Source organism: Phaeovulum sp. W22_SRMD_FR3 (assembly GCF_052113705.1).
Lineage (GTDB): Bacteria > Pseudomonadota > Alphaproteobacteria > Rhodobacterales > Rhodobacteraceae > JBGQOG01.
The window spans coordinates 21,565-33,497 of the sequence record NZ_JBGQOG010000021.1; the positions used below are offsets into that span (position 1 = coordinate 21,565).

Consider the following 11,933-nt stretch of genomic DNA (forward strand, 5'->3'; position numbering starts at 1 on the left):
GGCAGGGGGGGACTTGCCGTAACCGGATCAAAGTTCCGGCAGCGATCGACATGATTGATGTCTCTTTGTGGTCGTCAAGTAGTGTGACGGTACGTCAATCCTCATTGTGTCCTACCTTTTACTGATCGAGAAGGGCAGGGCGCTTTCGCGCCCTGCCGCTTATTCAGGCCATGCAATCGGGTAGCCAATGAGCGATTTTCTCTGCCTGTGCTTTAGAAACCCCGAGGGCGCTGCGGAATGCTTCATCGGTGAAGAGCTTTTCCAGTCGGTCAGCCTGCTCGGCCTTTTTCATCTTGGCAAAGCTCGTTGCCGTCGGATGATCGTCTGACAAGTCGAGAAGGTCCCGCCATACCATCACACGATAGGTTCCGGGCACGCGGTTCCACATGTTTGCGACAGTAGGTGTCCACACCATGCGCGGGGCGGTAACCACTTCCGCATCGATCAACGCCCGCAGTTTCGCATCACCCCCGGTCAGCAACGCGGCCAGATGCCGGGTGAGTTCGGCCAAATTGTGATCGCGACCTTGCTGACGGAACGCTTCGAAACCCTCGGCGACGTCTGACCCCCAAGGATCGGCGGGGCGGCTGGTGGGGGTCGTCAGGCGCGCATCCAGAGCATAACCACTTTCGCCGGTCGTCGGCATGTTCGGCACATCATCGGTGCGGATGCCGAATGCGTGGCGGTGACCCATCTCCCCGCTCAGTTCGTAGGCCAAGAGGGAAAGCAGCAGATCGGGATCACCCAGGGAGGCATGCTGCCGCGCACCGGTCATGACACGACCCAGATCCTCTGCGAGCGCGTGAGAGATCAGCGATTTCGGTTTTTCTTCGCGGTCGCTCTCGCTGGTTCGGGCGATGAGACCGGCAGCGCGGGCCGTGGCTTTGTCCTCGGGCAAAATGAGCCCCTCAGCGACCCGGACCTCGCCATCCCGGGTCACATAGATGATAGCCCCGGCCACTGCCTTCTGATCCTCGGTGTAGCCGCCATCCAGAATGCTCTGCAGGGTGTCCAGTTCCGTTTGTCCTGCTTCATCAAGGGCACCAGTCTCGAGCATTTCCGCAAGAGCGTCATAACGGGTTGCCTGCTCGTCGGTCAGCACACCTCGTGCGACAGAAAGCTGTGTCATCTGCTCTTGCTGGACGTCATACCAGCCGAAATGCACCACCTCGGTGCGGGCTTCGACCCATTTCCAGCCGCGCACCGCGACCTGCGGCTTCATCCCTTCCAGCGCTTCGTTGAAAAGCCGGTCCAGAAGTGCAGGGTCCTCCAGATAGGTATTTTCCGCGAAGAGATCGCAGGTGACCCCGCCGCCCGCCTCTTTGTAGGCTTCCAACCCCACAAATACTGCGCGCCGATCCGTTGCCTTGATTGCGGCGGGTTTGAGGGCCGCTTTGAGATTGTAATCGCTCCACGCGCTGCCCCGGCATTGCGCCAGAATTTCAAGGGCATGATCTGTGTCGTCACAGATGGTGAAACAGGCGGCCATCGACAGGCTGATGTCATTGGCGGCCAGCGCATCCAGTATCGGTGCGGGCAAAGTGGCCAAGGCCAGTCGGCGGTAAACGTGCTTTTCGGTCACCGCAAAGGACCGGGCGATGCTCGCCGGGGTGGCACCATCTTCTGCCATTTTGCCATAGGCGCGGATTTCCTCTGCCGGATGCAAATCACGGCGGACGACGTTTTCAAGATTGGCCCAGGATTGCGCGGTTGCCGCGTCCGGTGCCAGCATCACCAGCGGGTTTGCAAGGTCGGGCCGGAGTTTCGCCAGATCGGAATGCTTTTCCGCCAAATGTTGCAAGGCGCGCAGGCGGCGGCCACCGGCGACGATTTCAACACCACCCTCGCCATCTGCCAGACCGGCGATGGATTGGATCAGCCCCGCCGCCCAAATGCTTTCCGCCAATTCCTCTATCTCGGTTTGAGGAACGGACTGGCGCGGGTTCATTGCTGACAGGGTCAGTTTCTCAAGGGGAAAACGGGCTTCGGTTGGGGTGATCTTTTGATACTTTGCCATGTGAGGCCTCCTTTATGGTGGGGCGGGGAAGCTTGTTGCCTTCCATCCGCCGATGGGCAGCGCCTCGGCCAATCTGATCTGACCGAAAACACATGTTTTCGGCGGAACAGAGTGGGAGAGGGCGCAGCCCGACCCACGGGCCTGCACCGGACAGTCAAAGGATCGCAGCTGGGGGTGGTGCGGCCCGCAGGCCGCAGGCCGAGGACACGGCCCCGGCGAAGACGACGCCTGTGGCGGCGCTTGTCTTTTGACTTTCCGGCGCAGGTCTGTTGGGCGGACCTAAGGAACAGGGTCACACCAGGTCGTGGGTGAGCGGGTCAGCCCGTCGATCCTACGTCCTGTCGATTGAACGTGTTGCGAGCCGCGAGTGCGTCGCGGCTCTCCGGGCCATCTTTCTGGCAAGGTTCTCCTGCACACATCCGCGCGCAGCAGGCGGAGCATCAGCATGCTCCGTTCATTCCCCAGAAGAGGAAGTGTTGGAATGGGCCCCGCGCTTGGGTCCTAGGTTTGCACAACTCAGTTTGTCGTGCTGGCTGATCGCTTCTCCCCCCCATATCAGGGGTAAGTAGTGTTCCGCCGCGTTCGGCTGACAGATCCGGTTTGAGATCGACTTTGGCTAAATCTGATCGCAACGGCCTCTGTGGCTGCCGCCGTCTGTCGGTCAACAGACCAAAGGGCTGTGGCACTTGCTTGCGAGGTCGATAGTGACGTGTCTCACGCGGGGCATGTAATGCGCGGTAACATTCGGGAACCGAGGTGCCTGCCTCGGCATACCGACGCGATTACTGAACCACTTTCCGCGTAAGCTCTTTCTGCGCTTTAATTTGGTCCATTGTGGCAATCACAACGGCGAGACGCTTGGCATCCGCCGGATGCGTCCCCCAAAACGACAGCTTTCCTTCAGTTGACCGCGCGGTCTCGTCGCGCGCGAAGAATTGCGCCCCCTTGATTGGATCATAGCCTGCAGCCTCAGCAATCCGGGTGCCCAGCATATCACTTTCCAGCTCATAGGTTTGAGAGAATGCTGTTTGCCCCACGGCGGCGCCGAGTTGCATATTTCTGTCGACAGCGTTTGGATCGTAATACTGGCCCGCGCTGGCAGCCTGAGCATTTCCATATGCGGTCAATGCACCCAGTATCAGCGCCCCGGCCATCGCCTGCTGCTGCTGCTTGATGATGTGCTGGCCAATCAGATGGCCGTATTCGTGTCCCAGTATAAAGGCCACTTCGTCATCGCTCGCTGCATCCTGAAGGATCGGTACTGAGAAGCGTATGACCGGAGAAGTATTCCCCGACCCGGCATAGGTGAAATAGGCGTTCCGCTCTGTCATCTCTCGATCAATTTCCAGCTTCACGTTGCAATCCACTGTCCGCGCCTGTGCGAGTTCAGTCTCGCAGAATTGGCGGGCAACGGGTTGGATCCGGGCCGCAACTTTGCGAAAGCGGCTTTCACCCGTGCTCGCACTTGCCAAACGGCGGGGCGGAGCCGCCTTGGCTTCGGCAAACATTGCTGTCGCGCGACCTGCTTCGCTCTCACCGATGCCCGGAAGGGTGTACGTCGTGCCGCATGCGCAAAGCGAAAAGCAGACCCCAAGCGCGGAAAAAGCCCGCGCAACACTCGAAAACGCCATCACATTATTCCTTTGGTGCCGAATTACGGATCGATGTCATAGTCAACCACTGCAAATGATCACGGCCCCGTGATGATGAAAAGGCCATTTCCTTGAAAATGCGAAGGGTCCGTAAGACTGCATGTCTTTTCCATCGGCCGGCCCGTGGCGGATCCGTCAGTATGCCGACCGTTGGGAGACGAGTGGCATCCTTGTGCCGCTACCGGTTTTGTGGACGGCGGGTTAAGCTAGCGTGGAATAAGCCTAGAACTTCATGGGGCTGAGATATCCCAATTTTGAATGCCGCCTGCGCGGGTTCTGGTAGCGCTCGATGTCGTCGAAGACGTCAGCGGGTGCATCTTCGCCGCTGGGGTAAACCTTATGGGCCGCCAAGAAGCGCATGCGCCCTGACAAGTGCGGAGCTCAGCAGTTTTCCGGCATATAGATCCGGATCTCGGTGCTGATCGATTGCGCTGTGCCGGGCATACGGTCGAGCAGTCGCGCCATCGCCTCGCCCGCCAGACGGACCTCGGTCAGCGGCGCCTGATCGATCACCGCGCTCAGCTTGCGCTGCGCGAGCAGTGCGCGGCGGTTCGGGGTCAGCTCATGGGTAATGAGGCGGATCTGACCGCTCAGCCCCAGTTCCTCCAGGCAGCGGACCAGCCCGGCACTGCCGACCGAGGCCAGATAGATGCCGCGTAACCCGGGCCGGTTGCGCAAGGCGCGGCGCAGATGGGCGGCGGGGGCATCCAGCGTTTCGCCGGTTTCCACCACCTCGACCAGCGCGCATTGCGGATGCCAGCGTGCCAGCGCCGCGCGAAAACCTTCGGCGCGGGCGCGGTGACCGGCAATGTCCAGCCGCCCGGCCATCATCACGATCTCGCCGCCGGCGGGGCCGAGAAACACCCCCATCAGATCCGCCGCCACCCGGCCCGCCCGGGTGTCGTCCGGCCCGATATAGGCGGCGCGGCCGCTGTCGGGGATGTCGGTTGCCAAAGTCACCACCGGCAGCTTTCCCGACACCACACGCAGGGCGGCGGCGATCTGCGGTGACTCCGGCGCGCAGAGGATCAGCCCGTCATGCCCCGCCGCCAACTGCCGGATCCGTGCCGCGGTCTCGGCGGGTTGGTTCGGGTCAAGGTGATGGATCAGCAGTTGCAGGTTCAGCGGCTGATAGAGATCGCGCAACGCCTCGACCCCATCGCGTAGCAGCGCATGGAACGGATTGCCGGGCGGCTGCATCAGCACCGCCACCCGCAGGGTCCGGGTCGGCTGCAACGCCAGCTTGCGGTCCAGTCCCAGGCTTTGCGCCGCCGCCAGCACCGCCGCTTCCTTATCCGCGGTGACGCCGCCGCGCCCGTTCACCACCCGGTCCACCGTGGCGATCGAGACCCCGGCGGCCGCGGCGATATCGGTCAGTTTTACCTTTTTTGCCATGGTTTTCCTTGCCTGTATCGCCATGCTTGAACGTGGGTTCTGATGGAAAACCATCAACGAAACCGTTCCCGCCCGCAAGGGCCAGAGCTATCCTGGCGCAGAGGATCAGGTGGCGGCCCGGCCGCACCGGGGAGGATATCAAAATGTCAATCACAGTGACCACAGCGCCCTGCTGCTGGGGCGTCGATGATGTGCGCAATCCGCATCTGCCGGACTGGCGGCGGGTGCTCGATGAAGCGGCGGCGGCGGGTTATGGCGGGCTGGAACTCGGGCCCTATGGCTATGTGCCGCTGGATGTGCCGACCGTTTCGCGGGAGTTGGCGGCGCGCGGGCTCTATATCGTGGCGGGCACGATCTTTGACGATCTGGTGGCGTCCGGAAACCGCGAAAATCTCTTGCGCCAGACCCGCGAGATCTGCGCGCTGATCACCGCCCTGCCGCGGCCGCCGCGCGTACCGGGCCAGCGCTATGACGCGCCCTATCTGACGGTGATGGACTGGGGTCACGACGTGCGCGACTTCGCGGCGGGTCATGGCGACCGCGCACCTCGGCTCGACCCGGCCGCCTGGGCAGGCATGGTGGCGAATATCCGCGCCATTGCCACGGTGGCCCGGGATGAATTTGGCGTGCGCGCAGTGATCCATCCCCATGCCGGGGGCTATATCGAATTTGCCGATGAGATCGCGCAGATCGCCGCTGATATCCCCGCCGATCTGGCTGGCTTCTGCATCGACACCGGCCATACGCTCTATGCCGGAATGGATCCGCTGGCGGTGCTCGCGACCTATTGGGACCGCATCGATTACATCCATTTCAAGGATATCGACCGCGCGGTCTTTGACCAGGTGATGGGCGAGACCATCCGGTTCTTCGAGGCCTGCGCCCAAGGCGTGATGTGCCCGATCGGTCAGGGGGTCATCGACTATCCGGCGATCCATGCTTTCCTGCGCGCCAAGGGTTATGGCGGGTTCATCACCGTCGAACAGGAACGCGACCCGCGCAACGCCGGGGGCTCGCTCGCCGATGTGAAACTCTCGCGCGATTATCTGCACTCGGTCGGCTTCGGGCCTGCCGCTATTTCTGCAAACTCCGAGGTGACAGCATGATCCATGGTGACCGTCTGACGAAATCCACCCTGCGCTGGGGCATGGTTGGCGGCGGCAAGGGCAGCCAGATCGGCTATATCCACCGCTCGGCCGCGACCCGTGACCGCTATTTCGAGCTGGTCGCCGGGGCCTTTGACCTCGATCCGGCGCGCGGCCGGGCCTTCGGCGCAGAGCTGGGCCTTAATCCCGCGCGCTGCTATCCGACCTATGTCGAGATGTTCGCCGCCGAAGCTGCCCGCGCCGACGGTATCCGCGCGGTGTCGATTGCCACGCCGAACAACACCCATTACGCCATCACCAAGGCGGCGCTGGAGGCCGGGATCCATGTGGTCTGCGAAAAGCCGCTGACCTTCACCACTGCCGAGGCGCTGGAGTTGCAGGCGCTGGCCGCGGCGCGTGGGCTGATTGTCGGCGTGACCTACGGCTATTCCGGGCATCAGATGATCGAAGAGGCCGCCCGGCTTGTCGCCGAGGGCGTGCTGGGCGAGATCCGGCTGGTGAACCTGCAATTTGCCCATGGCTTCCACAATGAGGCGGTGGAGCTGGCCAATCCGGCGACGCGCTGGCGGGTCGATCCGAAATTCGCCGGGCCGTCCTATGTGCTGGGCGATATCGGCACGCATCCGCTTTATCTCTCCGAGGTGATCTGCCCCGATCTGAAGATCAAACGCCTGCTTTGCGCGCGGCAAAGCTTCATCGCCTCGCGCGCGCCGCTCGAAGATAATGCGATGACGCTGATGGAATATGAGGGCGGCGCCTTTGGCACGGTCTGGTCCTCGGCGATCAATGCCGGGTCGATGCATGGCCAGAAGGTGCGGATCGTTGGCGCCCGCGCCTCGCTGGAATGGTGGGATGAACAGCCGAACCAGTTGCGGCTGGAGGTGCAGGGCGAGCCGGTGAAGATCCTCGAGCGCGGTATGGGCTATCTCAACCCGGCGAGCCTTGCCGATGACCGCATCGGCGGCGGCCACCCCGAGGGCCTGTTCGAGGCCTGGGCCAATCTCTACTACCGCTTCGCCCTCGCGATGGAGGCACAGGACGCGGGCAGCCCGGAACGGGTGGCGGGGCTGCGCTATCCGGGGATCGAGGCCGGAGTCGAGGGCGTGCGCTGGGTGGAGAATTGCGTGCGTTCTGCCGATCAGGGCGGGGTCTGGGTCGATTACGCCTGACCCCGCGCGCGACAGGATCGGTCAGCCGGGGCGCGTCGCCCCGGCGCCGTGCATTGAGGGAGGAAGTTAGTTGAAATCATTGTTGTTGGGCACGGCACTGGCCGTGATTGCGCTGCCTGCTCTGGCGGATACCCGGATCGGTGTGGCGATGACCTCGTTCGACAATCCGTTCCTGACCATCCTGCTGGACGGGATCAAGGCCGAGGCGGCAGGTCATGACGGGCTTGAGCTGGTGCTGGAGGATGCACAGCTTGATGTCGCGCGGCAGATGAACCAGGTGCAGAACTTTATCGCCAATGGCGTCGATGCGATCATCGTCAATGCGGTGGATGGCTCGGCGACCCCGGCGATGACCGCGCTGGCGCTGGAGGCGGGGATCCCGCTGGTCTACGTGAACCACCCGCCGGCCGAGGAAAAGGCGATGCCCGCCGGCACCGCCTTTGTCGGCTCGAACGAGGTCGACAGCGGCACGATGCAAACTCAGGCGGTCTGCGCGATGTTGGGCGGCCAGGGCAAGGTGCTGGTGCTGATGGGGCCGCTGGAGAACGAGGCCTCTCTGGTCCGGACCAAGGATATCGAGGATGTCATCGCCACGCCGGACTGCGCGGGCCTGCAGATCGTCGACAAACAGGTTGGCAACTGGAACCGGACGCAGGGCGCGGATCTGACGACCAACTGGGTGACCTCGGGTGTCGAATTTGACGCGATCATCGCCAATAACGACGAAATGGCGATCGGCGCGATTCAGGCGCTGAAATCCGCGGGCCGGGCCATGGACAGCGTGGTGGTGGCCGGGATCGATGCGACGCCGGATGGTCTGGCGGCGATGGCGGCCGGGGATCTGGATGTGACCGTGTTCCAGAACGCCACCAAACAGGGCGCCGTGGCCCTACAAAGCGCCCTTGCCATGGCCGGGGGCGAGACCGTGCCGGGCACCATCTGGGTGCCCTTCGAGCCGGTGACCGCGGCGAATATCCACGATTATCAGTGAACCGATGCGGGCACCGCGCCCGCATCCCTTAGGGAGGAGACCCTGATGCGCATAGCCATCGACCCGTTCATGCACCGGCACCTGCCGTTGGAAGAGCTGCCCTACAAGGTGAAGGAACTTGGCTTCGACTGGATCGAAATGAGCCCGCGCGGCGATTTTCTGGAATGGTTCAAGGCGCCGCGGGTGTTCCCGGACCGGCTCCAGAGCTTCAAGAAGGCGCTGAAAGGGGCCGAAGTCGGCATTGCCAGCCTGCTGCCGATGTACCGCTGGGCCTCGAATGACGAGACCGAGCGGCAGGCGGCGGTCAAGCATTGGAAACGCGCGATCGAGATTGCCGTCGAGCTGGGTGTTGACACGATGAACTCGGAATTCGGCCGCGGTCCGCATCCGGACAAGGGCTCGTGCTATTGCTGCCATACCGGCTCGATGATCGAAGCCTGCGAGGATGCCTGGTGGCGCTCGATGGAAGAGCTGGTGCCGATTTTCGAGCGCGAGGGGATCCAGTTGAACGTCGAACCCCACCCCGAGGATTGGTGCGAGACGCTGCAACCGGCGCTCGACATCATCCGCACGGTGAATTCGAAGAATGTGAAATTCCTCTATTGCGCGCCGCATACCTTCTATTTCGGCGATGACACCAAGGCGATGCTGCGCGAGGCCAAGGATGTGCTGGCGCATGTGCATGTCGGCGATACGTTCAACCACAAGGCCAGCTCGGGGCTGCGTTATATCCTGAACCCGCCGGGCACACAGGCGCGGGTGCATCAGCATCTGAACATCGGTCAGGGTGAAGTGCCATGGGACGATTTCTTCGGCACGCTGGCCGAGATTGGCTTTGACGGCATCATGACCGCCTGTGTCTTTGCCTGGGAAGACAAGGCCGATCAGTCGGGCAAATTCATGCGCGCCGAAATGCAGCGCTATATCGATCAGAATTGGCCGAAGCGTTGAGATTGGACCTTGGCCTGCGCCCCGAGAATGGGCTCGAGCCAAGGGCGGTAGTGCAGAATTCGCCGTTGCAGCCTATGCGCGAGGCTCGGGCAGCCTCCCGACCTTTGCGACCACGATCGGGGTGAGCGCTGCGCCCCGTAGCAGCAGGTCGGCATGATGTTATGTCGGCAGATGCCAACCCCACGGCAATTAGACTGATGCCGCGCCCGTTCGCGCCTTGCAGCGACATTCTAGCGGTCTGCAACATGTGGCGCGAAGGGCGGCAAGCGGTCTGTTGGCGGTGCGGCATCGAGCTAGAAAAAACCAAAAAAATAGCCACTCGCGCAATACGCATCGAAAGGCAGCGCTAAGCTCGCCGGAACAGAGCAAGCCGCCGCGCCAGCTGCGGTGCGGGAAGCCGCACGGTCGGATCGTCACGCCAGAGTTCTAGCGCCGCCGCCAAGATGTCGTCGCCGCAGAGTGCCAACCGCTTGAGTTCATCGATCACCCATAGCACACCATGCACGCGGCGACCGTCATCCGCCGCCACGCCGCGCAAGAGCCCGTCCCCGGTCAAGAGGATCGCGCCATCGTGGCAGCGTGTCGTGACGAGGCAGAAGCAGTCATTGGCAGAAAGCTTCGGGATGGTGGCCTTAACCGCGAAGGCCTCGGCCACCCGTTCGGGCGGCAAATCGAAGATCGCGATTCCGGCATCCAGCACCGCCCATTCCTGTGGGGTGAACCGGATCAGTTCGGATTCCCGAACGGGTAAGGGGATCACCAGCCGGTAGGGGAGCCGCACCAGCAGATGCAGAAGCCGCGCTTTGCGAAGGTCGATGAGACAGGAAGCGTCATTGACGACGACGATGGGAGTTTCGTTCTGGGTCACTGGTCACGCGGCCCCCGCATTTCTTCCTCGATCTTGGCGAGGGGAACCTTGAGAAGCTGCGCCGCGCGCACAGGCGAAATCATCTCTTCGGCGAGCGCCCGATAGACCAGCCGCTCAAAGCGGAGCGGTTTCTCGAATGCGCCGAGACCCTGCCCGTCTTCAATCGGAGAAGGCTCACCGGTTCGCCAGGCGCGGGCATAGGTGCGGAACGCATAATCGACGATCGCTTCCGGCAGCAATCCGACATCACGCAATCGCATCAACATGGCTGCCGCCGACATCCCGTAGAACCGCTTCAGCCGGATCAGCTCGTGATAGGTGATCCCGTGCCGACCTTCGCCGACTTCTTTGCGCAGATGATCGGCGGGCGCGAGGAAGGCTCCCGCGAAGCGGTGCATCGCCTTTTCGAGCTTCATGCTGGCCGGATTGGCCACGTCCTTGATGACACGATGCGCCAGCTCGTGCGCGAGGTTGAATCGCTTGCGCTCGATATTGGTGCGGCTTGAGATCACCACAACTTCAGTATCTGGCTTGCCGCCGGTGCGCTTCACGGCACAGGCCAGCCCATCGAACCGCTCCGGAAGGTCCGCCTCGATCACCTTGACCCCCTTCTTTTCAAGAAGATCGGTGATGCTGGGGATAGGATCGTTTCCGAGCTCCCATTTGCGCCGCAACTCCCGTGCCTTGTGTTCGATTTCGTCGGGCGAGCCTACGGCATCGCACCGAACCTCCACGAACGGATCGGCAGTCTCTTCGAGGCCGAGAATGTCTTCGACGGCGAGGTAGTCTTCCAGCTTCTCGATCACGAGAGCTTCGGCATGGGCGCGGTCCTTGGCCGAGGTTCCGGAATGCTTCCGAAACTCGACGCCGGACAATTCCGCGACCTGGCCACTCATCAGAAAGTCGAGCGATACGCCGAGGGCTTTGCCAAGGCCGACGAGGACCGAAGAGGAGGGCATCATCTTGCCGCCCTCGTATTTGCTGATCGCTTGGGCGGAAACGGGCGGGGAGACGCGTTCCGACAGGGCTTGCAACGACAGTCCCGCCCTCTTTCTTGCCAGCTTCAGCCGATCCGCGAACATGCCATCTCTCCCTTTGGCTTGTTGGTTGATAAACGCATTTTCTTATGATATATATAAACACCAAGTTGCAAAATTGTCAACCGAAATCAACACATGAGGTCCGAAATGTCTAAGAAAAATCAGCATGTTGTGCCGCATCAGAGCGGTTGGGCAGTGAAGGGGGCAGGCAATGAGCGTGCGTCTTCCGTCCACGGCACGCAGCGTGAGGCCATAGCGGCCGCGCGTGAAACCGCCATGCGCCAGGGCAGCGAGATGCTGATCCATGGCGAGAACGGCCGCATCCGCGAACGCAACACCTACGGGGCGGACCCCTTCCCGCCGAAGGGCTAAGGAGCACTAACCGATGAAGTTCGAGATGAAGATCAACGGCCGCAAGGTCACGTCGGCCAGCCAGATCGAGTGCGAGCTGACGAAGGCGGCGAAGCACGCCGTCGAAGAGAGCATCCGCAAGGCGGCAGGGCCGGGCGTCCGGATCAAGAAGACGCGCGAGGGCTACATCGCAGAAGGTTCGCCGGATCAGATCGACCGGTTGACCCGTCGTCTTCGCTGAGTGCGTCAAGATATGGTGGCAATAACACAGAAACCCCCGCTACACTTTGTGTAACGGGGCCGGTTTTGTTAAGATTGAGCCGCAAGGGCCGAGTCTTTGGCTCTTCCGTTCAGGGAAGAGAACGGAGCGCGACTTTCTTGGTTCGTTCCAGG

The 11,933-nt window shown here is 62.2% G+C and carries 11 protein-coding genes and 1 pseudogene; 6 read left to right on the forward strand and 6 right to left on the reverse strand.

Annotation, left to right across the window (positions count from 1 at the left end; genetic code table 11):
* Positions 1-163: 163 nt before the first annotated feature.
* From ACEN2S_RS19635 to ACEN2S_RS19650, 4 genes and pseudogenes are all read right to left on the reverse strand, one after another.
* On the reverse strand, positions 164-2,017 hold the full coding sequence (locus tag ACEN2S_RS19635; protein ID WP_441869538.1) for a ParB/RepB/Spo0J family partition protein: 1,854 nt from the start codon (positions 2,015-2,017) through the stop codon (positions 164-166).
* A gap of 782 nt (positions 2,018-2,799) precedes the next feature.
* Positions 2,800-3,648, reverse strand: coding sequence for a M48 family metalloprotease (locus tag ACEN2S_RS19640; RefSeq protein WP_441869541.1), 849 nt, complete (start codon positions 3,646-3,648; stop codon positions 2,800-2,802).
* Between the two features lie 243 nt (positions 3,649-3,891).
* A pseudogene (locus ACEN2S_RS19645) lies at positions 3,892-4,014 on the reverse strand (IS3 family transposase); the annotation flags it as partial.
* Between the two features lie 36 nt (positions 4,015-4,050).
* Positions 4,051-5,064 carry a LacI family DNA-binding transcriptional regulator gene (locus tag ACEN2S_RS19650; RefSeq protein ID WP_441869544.1) on the reverse strand — a complete coding sequence of 338 codons (1,014 nt, stop codon included), beginning with the start codon at positions 5,062-5,064 and terminating at the stop codon, positions 4,051-4,053.
* Positions 5,065-5,207: 143 nt separating this feature from the next.
* Here ACEN2S_RS19650 and ACEN2S_RS19655 point away from each other — a divergent pair, with 143 nt between their 5' ends.
* From ACEN2S_RS19655 to ACEN2S_RS19670, 4 genes are all read left to right on the forward strand, one after another.
* Positions 5,208-6,170, forward strand: coding sequence for a TIM barrel protein (locus ACEN2S_RS19655; protein ID WP_441869547.1), 963 nt, complete (start codon positions 5,208-5,210; stop codon positions 6,168-6,170).
* A complete protein-coding gene (locus ACEN2S_RS19660; protein WP_441869550.1) occupies positions 6,167-7,339 on the forward strand; it encodes a Gfo/Idh/MocA family protein in 1,173 nt (390 codons plus the stop codon). The genes ACEN2S_RS19655 and ACEN2S_RS19660 overlap by 4 nt, the downstream gene beginning before the upstream one ends.
* A 70-nt stretch (positions 7,340-7,409) precedes the next feature.
* Complete coding sequence (locus tag ACEN2S_RS19665; protein ID WP_441869553.1) at positions 7,410-8,330, forward strand: sugar ABC transporter substrate-binding protein; 921 nt, start codon at positions 7,410-7,412, stop codon at positions 8,328-8,330.
* Between the two features lie 45 nt (positions 8,331-8,375).
* Positions 8,376-9,281, forward strand: coding sequence for a sugar phosphate isomerase/epimerase family protein (locus tag ACEN2S_RS19670; protein ID WP_441869556.1), 906 nt, complete (start codon positions 8,376-8,378; stop codon positions 9,279-9,281).
* Between the two features lie 346 nt (positions 9,282-9,627).
* Here the strand turns inward: ACEN2S_RS19670 and ACEN2S_RS19675 are convergent, their stop codons facing one another.
* Both ACEN2S_RS19675 and ACEN2S_RS19680 read right to left on the reverse strand, forming a co-directional pair.
* Complete coding sequence (locus ACEN2S_RS19675) at positions 9,628-10,149, reverse strand: type II toxin-antitoxin system VapC family toxin (RefSeq protein WP_441869559.1); 522 nt, start codon at positions 10,147-10,149, stop codon at positions 9,628-9,630.
* Entirely contained in the window at positions 10,146-11,231 is a 1,086-nt protein-coding gene (locus tag ACEN2S_RS19680) for a helix-turn-helix domain-containing protein (RefSeq protein WP_441869562.1), read from the reverse strand. The genes ACEN2S_RS19675 and ACEN2S_RS19680 overlap by 4 nt, the downstream gene beginning before the upstream one ends.
* Before the next feature lie 105 nt (positions 11,232-11,336).
* On the opposite strand from ACEN2S_RS19680, the gene ACEN2S_RS19685 reads away from it, so the two are divergent.
* Together ACEN2S_RS19685 and ACEN2S_RS19690 are read left to right on the forward strand one after the other, a co-directional pair.
* Positions 11,337-11,561: a DUF2188 domain-containing protein gene (locus tag ACEN2S_RS19685; protein ID WP_441869565.1), complete on the forward strand. Its 225-nt coding sequence runs from the start codon at positions 11,337-11,339 to the stop codon at positions 11,559-11,561.
* A 13-nt stretch (positions 11,562-11,574) separates the two neighbouring features.
* Positions 11,575-11,781: a hypothetical protein gene (locus ACEN2S_RS19690; RefSeq protein ID WP_441869568.1), complete on the forward strand. Its 207-nt coding sequence runs from the start codon at positions 11,575-11,577 to the stop codon at positions 11,779-11,781.
* Positions 11,782-11,933: the final 152 nt, after the last annotated feature.

What these genes read in the sequence shown, in the direction of transcription:
- ACEN2S_RS19635 (WP_441869538.1), bottom strand. Translation starts at nt 2,017, where the DNA reads ATGGCAAAGTATCAAAAGATCACCCCAACCGAAGCCCGTTTTCCCCTT.
- ACEN2S_RS19640 (WP_441869541.1), bottom strand. Translation starts at nt 3,648, where the DNA reads ATGGCGTTTTCGAGTGTTGCGCGGGCTTTTTCCGCGCTTGGGGTCTGC.
- ACEN2S_RS19650 (WP_441869544.1), bottom strand. Translation starts at nt 5,064, where the DNA reads ATGGCAAAAAAGGTAAAACTGACCGATATCGCCGCGGCCGCCGGGGTC.
- ACEN2S_RS19655 (WP_441869547.1), top strand. Translation starts at nt 5,208, where the DNA reads ATGTCAATCACAGTGACCACAGCGCCCTGCTGCTGGGGCGTCGATGAT.
- ACEN2S_RS19660 (WP_441869550.1), top strand. Translation starts at nt 6,167, where the DNA reads ATGATCCATGGTGACCGTCTGACGAAATCCACCCTGCGCTGGGGCATG.
- ACEN2S_RS19670 (WP_441869556.1), top strand. Translation starts at nt 8,376, where the DNA reads ATGCGCATAGCCATCGACCCGTTCATGCACCGGCACCTGCCGTTGGAA.
- ACEN2S_RS19680 (WP_441869562.1), bottom strand. Translation starts at nt 11,231, where the DNA reads ATGTTCGCGGATCGGCTGAAGCTGGCAAGAAAGAGGGCGGGACTGTCG.
- ACEN2S_RS19685 (WP_441869565.1), top strand. Translation starts at nt 11,337, where the DNA reads ATGTCTAAGAAAAATCAGCATGTTGTGCCGCATCAGAGCGGTTGGGCA.
- ACEN2S_RS19690 (WP_441869568.1), top strand. Translation starts at nt 11,575, where the DNA reads ATGAAGTTCGAGATGAAGATCAACGGCCGCAAGGTCACGTCGGCCAGC.